Source organism: Enterocloster aldenensis, assembly GCF_003434055.1.
Taxonomy (GTDB): domain Bacteria; phylum Bacillota; class Clostridia; order Lachnospirales; family Lachnospiraceae; genus Enterocloster; species Enterocloster aldenensis.
Map to the genome: position 1 here is coordinate 16,662 of NZ_QVEX01000010.1, position 16,459 is coordinate 33,120.

Genomic DNA, 16,459 nt, shown 5'->3' on the forward strand with positions numbered 1-16,459 from the left:
AGCACACTAGTCGGTAACTACCCCTTTTTGCAGCATGATATTGGCATAAAGCGCCTTCTCGCTGGTGGCGATAATGGCATAAGCTTTCTTTGCCTCCTCATAGAATGTGAACCGCCCCATATGGCCGATGGCGCTTCTGCCCCTGCTGTCAAATGCTTCCACCAATGTCCCGTATTGGTTCCAGATTGGTGTTTCAACCGAATCCCCGTCCATCACCGACATCAGGCAGACAGGATGTTTAACGTAGGTGTCCAGGGGGAAAAGCAAGAGGATTGCTTCCAGTATCTCCGGCACGCCATGGCCTTCCATATGTATGACATGGGCATCCCTGCCCATGGACTCTGCCGGGAAATTCCCATCAGCAATTACAATCCGGTCGCTGTGACCCATTTCACATAATATCTTCAGCAGTTCAGGAGATAAGATATGAGGTATTCCCCTTAGCATGGGCCATCCCCCTGTTTACTGTATTTTTTATAACCGGGATGCCTGCCGGTGACTCCATATCCTTTCCTCATTGAGATAAGGCGGTCAATATTTTCCCTGGATATTTCCTGTGCACCTCCCAGCATCCTGGCATTAAGGCTGATTTTTGCAAAGAGTTCCAGTGTTTCCATACGGTAATAGGCAGTAATCACATCTGCCCCAACGGTAAGGGCCCCATGATTCTGAAGGAGCATTGCGTCATGTTCCCCCAGATAAGGCGCAATATTATCCGGTACTTCATAAGTGGAAGGGGTTCCGTAAGGTGTTACAGGAATCGAACCCAGGGCAATTACCGTCTCAATCATGGAGTACTCGTCCAACGGCACATTGGCTACCGCATATCCGGTGGCCACAGGCGGGTGGGCGTGAAGTACGGAATTTACATCCTCGCGCTCTTTATAGCAGCGCAGATGCATCTTAATCTCTGAAGATGGCCCGTATCCGGAAAGGCCTTCCAACACCTCACCATTCCCATTGATACGAACCAGTTTTTCCGGTGTAATAAAACTTTTGCTTATTCCGGTGGGGGTAGCAAGAAAGGTTCCGTCATCCAGTCTGGCGGACACGTTACCGTCATTGGCTGCCACCCAGCCCAGCTGCCACATCTTATGGCACACATCGCAGATCTGTTCCCTTAGTTCCATATAGCTTAATTTCATAATACCTCCTTCTTTGCCAGGCTGACCTGGCCTTGGGTCCTTCATGTGTTACCGTCTCACAGATATGATTCTCCGTCTGCGGCAAACATTTTTTTATATTGGCCGTACACCTGATCCCATTGATTTGTATCTTCCGGCTCATAGATGCTTACCTTGGCGGAAGCCTCTACGACATTCCTCACCTGATCCAGATCCCTAAGTTCTCCTGCCGCCAGCAGCTGGAGGGCTGCGTTGCCCAGTACGGTAGCCTCGACCGGGCCGGCAATCACCGGACAATGACACGCATTGGCCGTCATCTGGCAGAGGAGCCGGCTCTGTGTGCCGCCGCCCACCATATGAATCGCCGGGTACTCCCTTCCGGTACACATCTTGATTTCATCCAATGTCATACGGTACTTAAATGCCAGGCTCTCGTCAATACATCTTACAAGCTCCGCCTCATTCCCCGGCACCCTCTGTCCGCTTTCACGGCAGAACCTCCGGATTCTCTCAGGAATGTTTCCGGCCGGAACAAACTCTGGTGCATCAGGGTCAATCAGCGCTTTAAACGGTTCCGCATCCGCGGCCATTTGTTCCAGATGTCCGAAACCGTACTCCTTTCCCTCACGGATCCACTGTCTCCTGCTTTCCTGAATCAGCCACAAACCAATAATATTCTTGAGGAAGGATATCTTCCCCTGACAACCGCCTTCATTCGTGATATTGAGCTTCTTTGACAATCCGTTGATAACGGGTTCATCCAGTTCCGTGCCAAACAGCGACCATGTTCCGCAGCTGATGAAGATGAAATCCTTATCCCTGGCAGGAACAGCCGCAAGCGCACTCTGCGTGTCATGTCCTGCCACAGCAATCACTTCCCCAGGCTCAATCCCCAGCTCCTGGCAAATCCCGTTTTTCATGAGACCAAGCCTGGTTCCGCACGGAACGATACTGCCCAGGATCCTTTCCGGGATACCGAGGCTTTCCAATACTTCCTTTGACCACATTTTAGTTCGGGCATCCAGCATCTGCGTGGTGGACGCGATGGAATACTCACTGACCTGCGCCCCGCACAGATAATAATTAAATAAGTCCGGCATCATCAAAAGCCTGGAAGCCCGCTCCAGAAGCCCGGGCCGTTTTTCCATCAGTGCCATAAGTTGAAATACCGTGTTGATTTCCATAAACTGGCTGCCCGTAATCTGATAAAAACGGTCCTTATCCATCTTACTGAAACTCTTTTCAAGCATTCCCACGGTCCGGGCATCCCGATAGTGTACCGGGTTTTCTAAAAGATTCCCCTCCTTGTCAATCAGGCCGAAATCCACGCCCCAGGTATCCACGCCGATGCTGTCAATCTTTCCATACTTCTTTGCTTTAATCAGTCCCTGCTTCACCTCAAAAAACAGCCGCAGGAAATCCCAGTACATGGTCCCGTTTAATATAACCGGATCATTGGGGAAACGATGAAGTTCCTGTATGGATATCCGGTTCCCGTCAAAGTTCCCCAGCATTACCCTTCCACTGGAAGCGCCGAAATCCACTGCCAGTACATTTTTATGGTTCATAGACACACCGCCTTACTTATACAAAGGCCCATAAGCAGCACAGGCGCGGAAATCCTGCCCCTCTTTATCCATTCCAAATGCATTCCAGGACGCGGGGCGGAATATTTTTTCCTCAGGCACATTGTGCATGCTGACAGGAATCCTTAAGATTGAGCAGAGTGTAATGAGGTCCGCCCCGATATGTCCGTAGCTGATTGCACCGTGGTTGGCGCCCCAGTTATTCATCACATCATATGCAGAGGCAAATGCTCCCCGGCCCGTCACCCTGGGAGCAAACCAGGTGCACGGCCATGTATAGTCCGTCCTCTTCCATAAGATATCAGTTACATCTTCCGGCAGTTTCACTGTCCAGCCTTCTGCAATCTGCAGCATAGGCCCAAGTCCTTTTACCAGGTTTAAGCGGATCATGGTACATGGCATCTGGGCTTCTGTTACATATCTGGAAGAATAACCTCCGCCCCTGAAATACCCAAAATCAGCCTCGTTCCATGTAGTTGCTTCCATAATCGCCTTCTGATCCTCCGCCGTCACCTCATACCACGGCTTCATGACCGGCTGTCCATCTTCATCCAGGGCCTTGCCAGTGGCATCCAGACAGGCGGCTCCTGAGTTAATCAGATGCAGGAAACCGCCTGCTTCCTTTGCAACCCCTTCCAGATCATATCCGGCCGCCTTCTTAACAGCCTCCGGGCTCCAGTAAGTACGTACATCCGCGAAAATCTGTGCTCTGTTGGTGAGCAGCTTCATGAACAGCATTCCCAGCCCATTTAATGCGTCGTTCTCCGTAGCCAGTATGTACGGCTCCCTTGCGCCGTTCCAGTCAAAGGAGGAATTCAGCATGGACTCCGCGAAATCACCATTGGGATAAAAATCCGTCCACTGCCTCTGTCCCTGGAAGCCTGCGGCGATGGCATTGTGTCCAATCCGCTCTTCCTCCCTCCCCTCCGGCAGGTTGGGATTCCCATTCATCAAATCTTTGATGATGCACATCATCTTTACCACGAATTCCCAATCCTTATCCTTCTGTTCCCGGGTCTTCTGGACTTCGGGAGGGTTCTTGTCAAAGCCTTCCTTGCAATTCGCCTTTGTCCAGGCAAGGGCTTTTTCAAACTCCTCTTTATCGTATATTTCCTCGCTCATACGGCGGGTTAATTCCACTTCATCTACGGATTCCACCCGCATTCCCAGATATTCCTCAATGAATGCCGGGTCTATGATAGAGCCGCCAATTCCCATGCAGATAGAACCTATCTGGAGATATGACTTTCCTCTCATGGTAGCGGCTGCCACTGCGGCACGCCCAAAACGGAGAAGTTTCTCTTTTACATCATCCGGTATGCTTGTATCATCCGCATCCTGGACATCATGTCCATAGATACCAAAGGCCGGAAGCCCCTTCTGCGCATGGGTAGCCAGTACAGAGGCTAGATATACGGCGCCGGGCCGCTCCGTTCCATTAAATCCCCACACACCCTTGATTGTTTGCGGGTCCATGTCCATTGTCTCTGCACCGTAACACCAGCATGGGGTCACAGTCAGGGTAATATCCACTCCAGCCCTGCGGAATTTGTCCGCGCAGGCCGCGCTTTCCCCCACGCGTCCAATGGTGGTATCCGCGATCACTACGTTTACCGGTTCCCCATTACTGTAAAACAGGTTTTCCCGAAACAGGGCCGCCGCGCTTTTGGCCATATTCATGGTCTGCTCTTCCATGGATTCCCTTACTTTCATATACCCCTGTCTTCCGTCTATTGTGGGTCTGATGCCAATAACCGGATAAGCCCCAATCAATCTGTTTGCTGCCATAGTGTTTCCTCCTTTTGATTTTAGATTGTATCCATTTTAAATCGTATTGATTTTTATATTGTGCTTATTTTAAAACGTGTTCTTTTTTAATTGTGCCCTTTTTTAATCGTGCTCTTTTTTAATCGTGCTCTTTTTTAATTGTGCTCTTTTTTAATCGTGCTCTTTTTTAATCGTGCTCTTTTTTAATCGTGCTCTTTTTAATCGTGCTCTTTTTAATTTGTGTTCTTTTTAATTTGTGTTCTCATTATATTTTTGTCTTCTTTTTGCGTAATTGTATTATACTATTGATAAACAGCTATTTGCTGTGATATAATGGCAAAAAATATGACAATATTCACTTTATTGGTCATTTTACCTATTTGCGCAATTTAATTCCACGCGTTTATAGTGATTTTTACACTTTAGAGAGGGGGTAATATGCACTATTTGGACTATAATGAAAAAAAGCAGCACGGGACTCCGGACTTTCCTATTGAATATTACCATGTAGATGAGCACCATCCCCGCTATAACATGCCATTCCACTGTCACAAAGAATTGGAAATCATCCGGATTTTAGAGGGAATCCTCTATTTAAAGTTAGATGATGAAGAGCTTGAAGCCAAAGCCGGGGATATCATCTTTATTAACGAGGGGGTTATTCATGGCGGTCTGCCGCAAAATTGTATTTATGAATGTATTGTGTTTGATATCCAGCGTCTTCTCATGCACACAGATACCTGTCGCTTTTATATCCGGCTCATTACAAAGCATCAGATTATTGTCCAGAATCATTTTACAAAAAGCAACCGTTCCCTGCATCGGATCATCGGCCATCTTTTCAGATCCATGCAGCATAGTGAGCCTGGAAGCGAACTGATAACCATGGGCACTTTATTTGAAATATTTGGAATCATCTACCAGAAAAAGCTTTATCAGGATAAGGCTGATGATACAAAATCCTCCAGGAAGATGATGCAGCTCAAACCCGTGCTGGAATACATAGACAGTAATTACGGGCAGACCATTACACTGAATGAATTATCCAGAATTGCCGGGATGTCTCCCAAATATTTCTGCAGTTATTTTCATTCCATCATTCACAGAACCCCAATTGATTATCTGAATTACTATCGTATTGAGCGCGCCTGCAGCGAATTAAGTACCTCTGATTTAACCTTGGCAGAGGTAGCCTATCGATGTGGTTTTAGCGACGTAAGCTATTTTATCAAAACATTTAAACGGTATAAGGGAATCACACCACACCGGTATTGCCTGAATATTGGATAATACCTGATTTTAAACAGGTGCCTGGGTTCGTACCACGTTTCTGAAAACAGCCGGCGGGGACCTGGGTTCCCCGCTGGGGTGGATGCTTGCGTATCTGCTGCTAAATGCTCCGGGAACATTTTCCCGCAACAGACAGGTCCTGGCGGGGCCAGACACCGCAGATTATATCACTAAGCAGCAATTTAATTCCATCCAGCCTGGTGATATCCCCTGCATGGATAATGCATGGAACCTCATTTTTGTCATTCCACCCGCAAATGCTTCCCACGGTCATCATTCCTCACTCACGCTTCCGGACATAAGGAATCATCACAATAGGATTGTAAGTAGTATACAGATATATGGCCATGCAGGTTCATGCTGTCCTGCGTACAAAAAAAAGAACCATCTCCAAGGTGGTTCCTGAATTTCGGATAATTCCTGAAATAATAAACGCTGTAATTTTAACTGTAAATTTACACATTTAGCTGCATGCACAAAAATCCAAAAAGTAAAGCCTCCCTGGGCCTAGTACTACACCAGGGAGTGTCTAAAAATTGCTTTCCGTCAGCTGTTCCTTCTTATGGATAAAATATTTTACTCAGTCAGACTTATCCAGGTGCATACATTAATCTCGTTAGCCCTGCCTGTGAAGATGGCAGCCAGATATAGGCCGATTCTGCTTCCACTTACCGGCATGTTGACTAGTTGTGGCGAAATGTAAAGTCAAAGCAAGATATAGTTTCCGCTTCACAATCCGCCATCAACATCTTGTATAAGAAAATCACTTTACGACAGTCCCCTTTATCTTTACAAAAAAGTATAACCTGCCATATCATTCCACAAGTACCATCAATACCGCCATCTCAACACGACTCTGTTTAAGGTTCTATGTCCAACCAATCTTTTTGACATTATTGGCCTTCAACATAAGTAACCATTTCGTCCAAAGGATTACGGGGTGTGGCGCTGGTGTAGGCGTCAGCGCTTTCATCCATGGATGTATCCTCCATACCAATCAGGAGAAACGCTGCCGCTGCCTGATTCTCCGGAATACCCAACTGTTCCCGATAGGCTGCCTGGTTTTCTCCGTTCACTGCCAATGTGGGGGAGGAAATGATTTTTGTTCCATACCCTAAAAGCTGTGCAGCCACAGACATAGTTTGACAGGCCAGGCCTGCATCCAGTTCGGAACCATCTGAACAGGAAACAACAATTACCAAAGGAGCATCTGCGATTCCGGCCTTCAATACGCTGCCGGTGGCCGCATGATTTCCTCCGGCTGTTGTATCTGGCGGGGGGGAAGAATCCCTGTCCCCGTCCGCATCAAATCCGTCCGGCAGTTCCCCATACGCTGGCAGTTCCCCATACTCTGGCAGTTCCCCATCCTCCGGCAGTTTGCCATCAGGCATATCTGCTCCGTCCGGAGGTGTACCTCTGCCAACACGCATACCGCTGCTCATATCCTCAGAGATTTGCTGCAGCAGGGCAGCATCGGTTATGACCGAGAAATGCCAAGGCTGGCCATTCATGGCGCTGGGAGTGTTAATTCCAGCCATCAGAATCGTCTCAATGTCATCATTGCTCACCTTATCATCTGTAAAATATTGGGTTGTTGTAATGTTGCTGACCAATTCAACTGCATTTCTATTCTCTGTTTGTACTGTACCAGGGGATTCCTGGCTTACATCATGGCCTGCCTGGGAATTGGATTGGGAACACCCCCACATCAGGCATAACGCGGATATGGCTGCAACAAGAGGGATGCATTTTGTTTTCATCATTTATTCGCCGTCCTTCCTTATAAAAATAATTCAAAGGTTGTCAAAACTTACCGAAATCAGTGTTTATATATCTTCGCCACGGCCAGACCAATGGCAAGCACGGCCGCCGAAGCTCCAATCCAGATCCAGCCGGTCTGATTGGATGCAGGGCTCTCGGCTCCATCCAGGTAAAATCTGAAATCATCTCCGGTCATTTGCCTGCCGCCCCCTGCGGGCCGGCTGGTATTGTTATCCCCTGCTGTACCGGAGGCTTCAGAGGGAGTGGCTTCTGTTTGGCTGCCGGAAAACTGGCCCGGGAAATTTCCCGAAGCATTATCCGGGGGATTAGATGGATTGAAGCCCTCCGGCAGGTTAAATGAGCCAAAGCCCTCCGGCATTTCTCCGGTAAAGCCCTCCGGCATACCTGACATATCCCCGCCAAATCCGCCCATACCGCCGCCCCTGCCGCCTTCGCCGCCCATGGAACCCATGTCGGAAAGAGTGATGGCCGAGGCGTCCACATAACTCATATTATCGGCTGTCTCTCCGTTATCAAGCTGCATGGAAATACTGCTGCTGCGCAAATTACAGAATTGGCGGAGCGTTTCCACGCCCAGTTCAAATTCCTCATAGGTGTAAAAAGCCGTTGGGTCTTTTTCCACATAGGATTGAATCAGATCATAGGTATTATTGATGATTCCCTGAATATCAACACTGTTTAAAAACTCAGCAAAATACTGATGATACAGCGCCGTGTATTCTTCGCTTTCAAATATCCAATTCAGCATTGGCCGGTCGGAAGAACCGCCGGACACCGGGGTGTCAATGGGCGTGTTGACGGTACTCGTTGCGTTTCCGCCGCCAAATGTACCAAAGCCCAGGTTATAGTCCCACGGAATCATGGAAAGCCGGCCATCCGTTTCATAAAGATAATAGTTGTGGACCATCATGCCTGTATAACTGTCGTCATTGCAGACATAATTGTGAACTACAAAGTAGCGGATAACCTGCCCTATATCCACAACAGATGCAATGTCCTGGTTATCGGACAGCTTTTTCAGGGACTCAATCAATCGTTTTTGGTCGGCTTTGGTAATATAGGTCTTGGCGTTGTTCCAGATGTTTAAGTAACTGTCCAACTCATCGTCAATGTACTGCAGCTTCACATCGGAGGAGCCCATTCCAAACCCGCCGCCCCCGGAAAAAGGAATATCAGGCATCCCACCGCCAGACATGGAAGGCGGACTAAATCTGCCGGAAGATACGCCGGATTCCCTTGAATCTGTATCTGTTCCTCCAAAATCAAAGCCGTTCCCGCCATCACGGCTGCCAAACATGGCAGACGGGTCAAAATCCCCGCCATTGCCCCGGCCTCCGCCGAAACCCAGACTGTCCGGCTTATAAAGTTCGCCGTAATCCGAACCGTAATTGCGCTCCAGGAAGGATTCCTCCACACCCTCCACCGCCAGGTACAGCCCCCAGTCCTCGCCGTTCACCGTGATATAGACATAGCTGCACAGAGAGGAATTCACACCGAATCCGTTCATCATGGTGTAGGTCAGATAATCCTTCATCATGGTGGAATCCTGAATCAGATTGTTCAGGCTCAGCTTATCAAGCCCATGGTAGGTCCTGGTGCTGTCATAGTGGTCAAATTCAATTTTGAAGCTGTACCGCTCACTGCCGAGGGATGACACCATTGACAAAGAGGTGTTCCCTTTGGCACGGAGTCCTATGTTTTTATAGGATTCACCGTCGATTACCACGCTGGCCATATAATATTCCTCGCTGGTGGCATTGGCAATAAACTCATCCCAGTCGTCCATGACAATATCAACGGAGTGAACCTTTGTGTTGTCAAATAACCTGTTTTCATATCCCATGGTGTGCGCCATTGCCTCGATACCCAGGGCCGCGCCATTCATAAACAGAATGGTCAGAACCAACATCAAGGCCATGACAATCACAGCAATGCGGTCAAAATGTTTGCTTCCTGACATAATTTACCCCATATAATCGCCGTTGTAAGAAACAATCACCGCGCTGTTGACACCGGGCATTTCCGAAAGGATATTGATAAAATCAGTATCATCATCCTTAAGCCGCACTTCAATGTTCAGCTCGATAGCGCCCTTAACAGCGGATTTGCTCTTAATGGTTGTTTTGGTTACATTTTTGGAGAGGAAATCTTTTGCCTTCATTTCCACGTCATGGCCCGTGCAGCTGAGCACCACTATGTAGGGATGCGTATTAGAAGACTTATTGACAAATACCAGCAGGATGATACCGATGCAGACACTGCTGATGACAGCAAGAGGAATCATGCCCGCTGCCAGAATAATACCTGCGCCGATGGCCCAGAACAGGAACGCAATGTCCAGCGGGTCCTTGATGGCGGTACGGAAACGGACAATGGAAAGAGCGCCCACCATACCAAGGGACAGGACAACATTGGAAGTCACGGCAAGGATGACCGTTGCCGTAATCATGGTCAAGGCAATCAGAGTGGTGCCGAAGCCTGCGGAATACATCACGCCCCGGTAGGTTTTCTTGTAAACAAGGAAAATGAACAGACCAACGCCAAAGGACAGCAGGATGGTCAAAATCATGTCAAAGACACTGATAGAGGATACTTTTTCTAAAAAGCTGGATTTAAATATATCGTTAAAAGTCATGGTTTGGGTTCTCCTTATTCCATTTTATTTTTAATCATACACGCGGCAGGCAGCATATTTGGAATAGGCCGTGCCGTGCCTTTCCCCAAGCTGCACCATGTCGCGGACCACATCCGGCAGATAATTGTCCCATTTCACTTCCAGGATACAGGGGGAACCGGCAGCCGGTATAGTGATGCAATCAGGATTTAAGAAATCCGTGCAGCCAAGGGCGGTACGGATATTGTAATCCAGCGTCACACGGACATTGCCGGGGACGAATACAAAAGGCTCACGGGTGTAATCCACAATCACCTTTGCCGCCAGGCCTTCATTGCGAAGACAGGTATAAAATCTCAGGATCACTTCATCGGTGCTGGCAGCCATCCAGTGAATATCACCGCCCGCAATCTGACAAGCCTGGGCCTGGGTCAGCAGGGCGGACTCCTTATACCCCAGTCCGCTGCATTTGAACTTCCGCTCCAGGCGGATTACAGACGGATCATTGTTATACATACGAATCCGGTACTTTTCCCGGCGGCTCACGCCGTCCAGCTTTTCCCGCAGGGCTTTGTCGTCCGGATTGTCAAAGTACAGGCTTCGGATTTCATATTGTCCGTCTATGGCATGGCTGTCCGGCGCCATCACCGCCCTCAGCCTTTGCCGCAGGATCAGCATATCCAGATTGCTGATTTCATGCTTTACTTCATGTCTGTATTGCATGCAGCATTCCTCCTTTCTATGCAGCCATTATAAAACCCTAACCTATGAGCAACATTAGAAAGACCTTCCCGTTTGTGAATCCTTGCGGGAAGGTCTGTGAATATTTTGTGAAGTTGTATTAAAAGCGGGCAGTGAAGCGGATGGTCCCGGTCTCTGTGTACTCTGCTGTCAGCGTTCCGCCAAATGCCTGTGCAATGGCACGGGCGGCAGAAAGGCCAATCCCATACCCGGAGACTGTGCTGCTTTGGGTTCTGGCGCTGTCCCCCCGGAAAAACCGCTCAAAGAGCCGTTCCGGGTCAGAATTGCCGGGAGTATCGCAAGTGTTTTCTTCTGCAATTACAATATGTCCCCCATCGCCCGTCACGGAAAAACGGATTATCCCATCCTTCGGGGTGTATTTAACCGCATTGTCAAGTAGAATGGAGATCATTTGGGAAAATGTATCCCTGTGCGCCTGCATGAAAACATGGGGCTGGATTTTTACGGACAGCGAAATCTGTTTCTCTGCCGCGGCATCTTCCCAGGACGGCAGCATCCCGTTCATCAGCCCGCTTATATCAACCCGTTCTGTGGGCAGCTTCGTTTCCTCGTCCAGCCTGGCCAGCGTCAGAAGATTTGTCATCAGCACATTCAGCCGCTGGGTCTGAAGCCGGATGTTTCTGCTGTACTTGCTTTCTCCGTAAATCAGAGTTGCCGCGTCATTGTTGGACTGGATGATTGCAAGGGGTGTTTTCAATTCATGGCCGGCGTTTGTGATGAACTGCTTCTGCTTTTCCATACCTGCCAGGATGGGACGGACCACCTGCCCGGAAAGCGGGATAACAAACAGAAGAATCACAAGCCAGCATATAAGGGCAATGGCAGAGGAAATGCTCAGGGCCATCACACACATCCGAAATTGGCCGGATATATCCATAAAGAAAATCAAACGGTCTGCCCCGGACTGCTTTACTTCATATTTGTACCCTTCAATCTTGCCCGAGGCACCGGTAATCTGCCCGGCATATTGGGCTGCCTGCTCCGCGCTGACAGATGATATATGATCGATGTTCACATCCAGAACCGTTCCGTCCCGGGCCGTGCGCACCATAAAAAAACGGGCCGACTGGATGATGTCCATATCCATGGGCGGGGCAAAGGGCATTGGCCTGGGCGGTTCCACCGGCGGAAATTTTCCTCCCCCGCCGGCAAGGGTGTGCAGAACAACGCTTGACTGGCTGTCCAAAATAATCCAGCTAAGGCCGCTGATGGCTCCAACCAATACCACCAGCAGGATGGTGACCGCGGACATGGCAAAGACAATGAACTTTTTTCTCAGCGTTTTTTTCATGACGGCATCTCCAACCGGTAGCCTATATTGCGCTTAGACACAATCTCCACCGTTGATTCCATGGCCAGGAGACGTTTGCGCAAATAGGAAATATAGAGCCAGACGCTGTTGATATCCGTTTCCGCATCATACCCCCACGCCTTAATCAGCAAATCCTCCGAGGAAAGGAAGATATTGTAGTTTATCATCAGCTGCTCCATAAGCCGGTATTCCTGTTTGGGCAGCACAAAATCCGTATTGCCGCAGGAAAGCGTGCCGGACTGAATGTTCAGCGTCAAATCGCCAAAGGACAGCAAATCCGGGCGGAACTCCTCCCGCCTGCGCAGCATGGCACGGACACGGGCCAGCAGCTCCCCCATGTCAAAGGGCTTGGGCAGATAATCGTCCGCCCCTGCATCCAGTCCCCGGATGCGGTCATCCACCTGCGTCTTAGCGGTCAGCAGCAAAATCGGCGTTTTGCATCTGTTGTTCCGCAGGGCGGAAAGAACCTCGATTCCATCCCTCTTGGGCATCATAATATCCAGAATGATTCCATCATAATCGCCGGACACGGCATAATCATAGGCGTCCTCCCCATTATACACGGCATCAACAATATATTTGTGGTAAGACAGGATGTCCACCACCGCTTCGGAAAGCGAGCGTTCATCCTCGGCATAAAGCAGCTTCATAACGTCCTCCCTGGGAAAGATGATTTCATTTTGATAATGATACCATATAAGTGTGAAAATTTCGCATTTTGCAGGTAAAAAGGTAAAATATATTTTTATATTAGCAGACGAAACTTAGATTAGCATAGGAAAAATGCCGCCGCTGTGAAAAACAGCAAACATAAAAGGAAGGCTGTCACGACAAATGGCATTTACTTATTAACGCCCTGTCCTAACACACTAGGCAGTGCTGGCAGTATCGTTTCTGGTCGGATGGAGTACTAGCTTCTGATTAACAAAAATGACCAGACAGATTCAATACTGCCGGTCACTTTTATTGTGTATAATCATACTTGATTGTCTCTTAAATTTATGTAAGCCGATAACTTCTTTCTTTTCTGTAAACTTGAATTAATAATTTAAGCTGATTATGAATAATGAAGCCAAAAAGCCGTGTTAAATCCAATTCCTTTAACAAGAAAATCAGTCAGTGTATCGGCAATCTTATCAGCATTTTCAAAATATATTGCACTATCTTCTGCCACATAAAGTCCAAAACCTTCTTTACCCTGTCCGTAAAAATAATGCAGGTCACCTAAATCATTCCCAATCAGCCAAATCTGGTCAATAATACCGTTGCTATCAGTGTAAGAATATATTTCTTCGTATTCTGGTCGCATTTTTAATGCCTGTTGTGCCGAATAAATTTGCATGGAGTAAATATTATCTTTTATCTTTATCCCAAGCTCTAAGCCAACATTCCCATCATCTGTATTTCCGGAAATCATCTTTAGAAAATCAATATAATCCTCCGGCAACAAGATGGGAGAAGTCTCTGCTAATTCTCTGACTATATCTTCCCCTCCATCGAAAGGAGTTCCACCAATTATCTGTATCTTTTCATTTAGACATTCCAATAGATTCATTTATAATACCCTTTCATTGCTTCCGATTGGTTCAACTTTCCGACAAAAAGGAAGTTAAGCAGCAATCAGGCTTCCGCTATAGATTCCAGTATTCCATATTTCCTCAAATTTTTCTTTAGAAATAATGATTGCATAAAAGCCTTCCCCCCCAAACCTTTGCGTTAAGTTCATCAACTGTTGGGATTGGACACGCTTCTATAACATCACAATATAAATCTTTATAAATCTTTACCATCCTGTTCACAAAGACCTCTATGGCTCTTAAGGCAAAGCGGTCATCATCCAAATTGACTTCATAAAAATATACCATAGGCATATCATCAGATTCATATTCCATGAATAACTGTATATACTCATTATTACTTCCCATTGATAAACACCTCACTATCAATTCCAGTTTCCAATATGTGCTGCATCCTCGCCGTATCGGGTCATACCAAGCATCCGTTTCAACTCCATCCACAAAATATCCAATGTTCAGTCTCTGGCTGACCTGACATTTTACACCATAACCTCACTACCCGGTCCCATATCTATGAAAGGCAAAAATTGGGGGAAAAATCGGCCTTTTGGCCTGATTTTTCCTCGGTTTCTTTCCAAAGGCCAGTATGTCTTGTGGTTTAACCCCTCTGTTTCCCTTTCAAAACACAATTTCGCATCATTATTACTACTTCGACATTTGTTGAGTGGATAATAATGATGGATAAAAGACAGAGTTAGGTCTGGGTGTATTGTACTTTTATTATAAAATACTATAATCACGATTATAAGTTTTCTATGTATTGCAGTAGCAGTCCCTTTAAACTGAATTATCCCTCATCTTGGAGGTAAATCACATTTTTATCGTTTCTTATGTCTCTATCTAAAGCTTTATTTAAAAAGGTTCCATAGTTAAACCACATTTCATTCACTATATTAAAATCAAACTCTCTAGATGTAAATAATTTAAGAATACCACTTATTTGATCTGAATCTGTATGCGTTAAAATCAAAAGATTAATTTTGCTTTTTTCCTCTACAATTTTTTTGAAAATTTAACTAATTGTCTGTAGCATTCTCTTCCAATCCCACCATCTATTAAAATATAATTACTCATTTCTTTCCCATAAGTTATAATTATAGAATTGATCATACAAAAAAACATCAGAAAACAAGTTTCATATACTATATAACTTATTAAACCGCGCTTTACTGCTCATATCCCACCATCTCTAGTTCCACATCAATCTAATTACGTTTTTCTATAAGAGAAGCAGAGCCCATGTCGCTGTCCACCAGGACTTTACACAACATATATCTCTGCCTCTTTCATTCATATATTTAATTATCTAATTTACGGAATTCCTTCTGTCCCAAATATTCTACTATTGCTTACAGAACTCCAGTTCATACAGTTTTAGATTTACTTTAATACATTAGATAGCAGTATGTTTGGACAAAAGCACAATGCTTTCGCAATTTATTGTTGTTCTATAACAGATATTACTTCCTCCTATTATCCCCTCTTTAGTACCTAAGAATAATGCTTTTCCATCAGCTGCCAACTAAAAAAGCTTATTGACTTCAGGCACTTCTGAAATGTGTCTTCACTGCTGATGTACCAAAGCATCCCACTTGTATCAGCTTCTTTGGGTTAACAATTAGTGAAAAGCACGTTATGTATTATACCATGTCGGCAGGTGTGGAATATGTAATAAATTGGGGGGACATCAGTATAATATCTGGATAAAAGTGAGCCATATCGACATTATGTCCTGATTTCTCATATCCTCAATATATCAGTCTACAATTATTATCCAATCCATGATCCCAATTTGTATGTATATCAAAATTATGCTAATATTACGATATGAAAAGGGTGACAATAGGGAATCAATAAGACCTTCGTCTGATTTAAGAAACAGATATCAAGAATTATCTTCTATGACAAGGGAAACAGGGGAACCTATCTTCATAACAGTCAATGGCCATGAAGACACTGTACTCATGGGACATGCACAGTATGGAAAAATGAAATCTGAACTTGAGTTATTGAATATGTTGGTTGAGACACAGGATGATGTAGATGATGGAAGAACCGCACCAATCCAGGATACATTTGATGATATCAGAAAGGCCCTCCTAGCAAGGAAATATAAATGATATATGACATAATACGAACTGATACTGCTGACAGGCGCTATGGTACCTGCTTTTCTATATAGCAGAAGATTCAGGGGACGCAGACATCGCCCTTGCCTATTTAGGCAAAATAGAACATGCCATTGAACTGCTTGCAGAGCAGCCTTACCATGGCGTAAAAGCGAAACACACCGCTTTACGCAGAATGGGGTTCCGTATGGTAATCATTGAAAACCACTTGATTTTTTATAAAGTAAGGGAACGGGACTATATGGTGATTATATATGCCATTGTGGATGCCCGGCGGGATTATGCTAATATCGTTATCTAATAACTATACCTATATATAGTGTCTCATGTTATGGCAGATAATAATCACTCCTTTTTTCCCTTCAGAAATAAGATAAGGATTCTAAACCAAGAAATCAGAAACACTTGGCATTAGAATCCTTATCCTGTTTTTGTGAGACTATACGTTATTGGTTCCCTAACCGGTCTTTTAAAAGTGCCCACTATGCTATTGAAGTTACCCGCATATTCTCCTTC

At 46.1% G+C, this 16,459-nt stretch carries 15 protein-coding genes; 3 read left to right on the forward strand and 12 right to left on the reverse strand.

The annotated features are described in order from the left end of the window. Positions 1–6: 6 nt before the first annotated feature. The 4 genes from DWX59_RS18240 to DWX59_RS18255 are packed head-to-tail and all read right to left on the reverse strand — an operon-like array spanning position 7 to position 4,498. Positions 7–447 (reverse strand): RbsD/FucU family protein, encoded by a 441-nt coding sequence (locus DWX59_RS18240; RefSeq protein WP_117560649.1) that lies wholly within the window; start codon positions 445–447, stop codon positions 7–9. Next, positions 441–1,145 (reverse strand): class II aldolase/adducin family protein, encoded by a 705-nt coding sequence (locus tag DWX59_RS18245; RefSeq protein ID WP_117560650.1) that lies wholly within the window; start codon positions 1,143–1,145, stop codon positions 441–443. Before DWX59_RS18245 ends, DWX59_RS18240 begins: the two co-directional genes overlap by 7 nt. A gap of 56 nt (positions 1,146–1,201) precedes the next feature. Then, a complete protein-coding gene (locus DWX59_RS18250) occupies positions 1,202–2,692 on the reverse strand; it encodes a rhamnulokinase (RefSeq protein WP_117560651.1) in 1,491 nt (496 codons plus the stop codon). A gap of 12 nt (positions 2,693–2,704) precedes the next feature. After that, positions 2,705–4,498, reverse strand: coding sequence for an L-fucose isomerase (locus DWX59_RS18255; protein ID WP_117560652.1), 1,794 nt, complete (start codon positions 4,496–4,498; stop codon positions 2,705–2,707). Positions 4,499–4,915: 417 nt separating this feature from the next. Here DWX59_RS18255 and DWX59_RS18260 point away from each other — a divergent pair, with 417 nt between their 5' ends. Further along, on the forward strand, positions 4,916–5,767 hold the full coding sequence (locus DWX59_RS18260; RefSeq protein ID WP_117560653.1) for an AraC family transcriptional regulator: 852 nt from the start codon (positions 4,916–4,918) through the stop codon (positions 5,765–5,767). 893 nt (positions 5,768–6,660) lie between these two features. Here DWX59_RS18260 and DWX59_RS18265 read toward each other — a convergent pair. The 8 genes from DWX59_RS18265 to DWX59_RS18300 all read right to left on the reverse strand — a co-directional run bounded on the left by DWX59_RS18265 (position 6,661) and on the right by DWX59_RS18300 (position 14,255). Continuing rightward, complete coding sequence (locus tag DWX59_RS18265; protein ID WP_117560654.1) at positions 6,661–7,530, reverse strand: nitroreductase family protein; 870 nt, start codon at positions 7,528–7,530, stop codon at positions 6,661–6,663. A 56-nt stretch (positions 7,531–7,586) separates the two neighbouring features. Beyond that, positions 7,587–9,509, reverse strand: a complete 1,923-nt coding sequence (locus tag DWX59_RS18270; protein ID WP_117560655.1) for a CotH kinase family protein — start codon at positions 9,507–9,509, stop codon at positions 7,587–7,589. A 3-nt stretch (positions 9,510–9,512) separates the two neighbouring features. Then, on the reverse strand, positions 9,513–10,184 hold the full coding sequence (locus DWX59_RS18275; protein WP_117560656.1) for a DUF4956 domain-containing protein: 672 nt from the start codon (positions 10,182–10,184) through the stop codon (positions 9,513–9,515). A 30-nt stretch (positions 10,185–10,214) separates the two neighbouring features. After that, positions 10,215–10,886: a polyphosphate polymerase domain-containing protein gene (locus DWX59_RS18280; RefSeq protein WP_117560657.1), complete on the reverse strand. Its 672-nt coding sequence runs from the start codon at positions 10,884–10,886 to the stop codon at positions 10,215–10,217. Positions 10,887–11,004: 118 nt separating this feature from the next. After that, positions 11,005–12,216 carry a sensor histidine kinase gene (locus tag DWX59_RS18285; protein WP_117560658.1) on the reverse strand — a complete coding sequence of 404 codons (1,212 nt, stop codon included), beginning with the start codon at positions 12,214–12,216 and terminating at the stop codon, positions 11,005–11,007. Further along, a complete protein-coding gene (locus tag DWX59_RS18290) occupies positions 12,213–12,887 on the reverse strand; it encodes a response regulator transcription factor (protein ID WP_117560659.1) in 675 nt (224 codons plus the stop codon). Before DWX59_RS18290 ends, DWX59_RS18285 begins: the two co-directional genes overlap by 4 nt. 407 nt (positions 12,888–13,294) lie before the next feature. After that, complete coding sequence (locus tag DWX59_RS18295; RefSeq protein ID WP_117560660.1) at positions 13,295–13,792, reverse strand: SMI1/KNR4 family protein; 498 nt, start codon at positions 13,790–13,792, stop codon at positions 13,295–13,297. 115 nt (positions 13,793–13,907) lie between these two features. Continuing rightward, positions 13,908–14,255 carry a hypothetical protein gene (locus DWX59_RS18300; protein WP_235845098.1) on the reverse strand — a complete coding sequence of 116 codons (348 nt, stop codon included), beginning with the start codon at positions 14,253–14,255 and terminating at the stop codon, positions 13,908–13,910. Between the two features lie 1,370 nt (positions 14,256–15,625). On the opposite strand from DWX59_RS18300, the gene DWX59_RS18305 reads away from it, so the two are divergent. Both DWX59_RS18305 and DWX59_RS29405 read left to right on the forward strand, forming a co-directional pair. After that, positions 15,626–15,934 (forward strand): type II toxin-antitoxin system prevent-host-death family antitoxin, encoded by a 309-nt coding sequence (locus tag DWX59_RS18305; protein ID WP_117560753.1) that lies wholly within the window; start codon positions 15,626–15,628, stop codon positions 15,932–15,934. A gap of 109 nt (positions 15,935–16,043) precedes the next feature. Then, positions 16,044–16,244: a type II toxin-antitoxin system RelE/ParE family toxin gene (locus DWX59_RS29405; RefSeq protein WP_235845111.1), complete on the forward strand. Its 201-nt coding sequence runs from the start codon at positions 16,044–16,046 to the stop codon at positions 16,242–16,244. Positions 16,245–16,459 lie beyond the last annotated feature (215 nt).

What these genes read in the sequence shown, in the direction of transcription:
- DWX59_RS18290 (WP_117560659.1), bottom strand. Translation starts at nt 12,887, where the DNA reads ATGAAGCTGCTTTATGCCGAGGATGAACGCTCGCTTTCCGAAGCGGTG.
- DWX59_RS18270 (WP_117560655.1), bottom strand. Translation starts at nt 9,509, where the DNA reads ATGTCAGGAAGCAAACATTTTGACCGCATTGCTGTGATTGTCATGGCC.
- DWX59_RS18295 (WP_117560660.1), bottom strand. Translation starts at nt 13,792, where the DNA reads ATGAATCTATTGGAATGTCTAAATGAAAAGATACAGATAATTGGTGGA.
- DWX59_RS18285 (WP_117560658.1), bottom strand. Translation starts at nt 12,216, where the DNA reads ATGAAAAAAACGCTGAGAAAAAAGTTCATTGTCTTTGCCATGTCCGCG.
- DWX59_RS18260 (WP_117560653.1), top strand. Translation starts at nt 4,916, where the DNA reads ATGCACTATTTGGACTATAATGAAAAAAAGCAGCACGGGACTCCGGAC.
- DWX59_RS18275 (WP_117560656.1), bottom strand. Translation starts at nt 10,184, where the DNA reads ATGACTTTTAACGATATATTTAAATCCAGCTTTTTAGAAAAAGTATCC.
- DWX59_RS18305 (WP_117560753.1), top strand. Translation starts at nt 15,626, where the DNA reads ATGCTAATATTACGATATGAAAAGGGTGACAATAGGGAATCAATAAGA.
- DWX59_RS18280 (WP_117560657.1), bottom strand. Translation starts at nt 10,886, where the DNA reads ATGCAATACAGACATGAAGTAAAGCATGAAATCAGCAATCTGGATATG.
- DWX59_RS18240 (WP_117560649.1), bottom strand. Translation starts at nt 447, where the DNA reads ATGCTAAGGGGAATACCTCATATCTTATCTCCTGAACTGCTGAAGATA.
- DWX59_RS18265 (WP_117560654.1), bottom strand. Translation starts at nt 7,530, where the DNA reads ATGATGAAAACAAAATGCATCCCTCTTGTTGCAGCCATATCCGCGTTA.
- DWX59_RS18245 (WP_117560650.1), bottom strand. Translation starts at nt 1,145, where the DNA reads ATGAAATTAAGCTATATGGAACTAAGGGAACAGATCTGCGATGTGTGC.
- DWX59_RS18250 (WP_117560651.1), bottom strand. Translation starts at nt 2,692, where the DNA reads ATGAACCATAAAAATGTACTGGCAGTGGATTTCGGCGCTTCCAGTGGA.
- DWX59_RS18255 (WP_117560652.1), bottom strand. Translation starts at nt 4,498, where the DNA reads ATGGCAGCAAACAGATTGATTGGGGCTTATCCGGTTATTGGCATCAGA.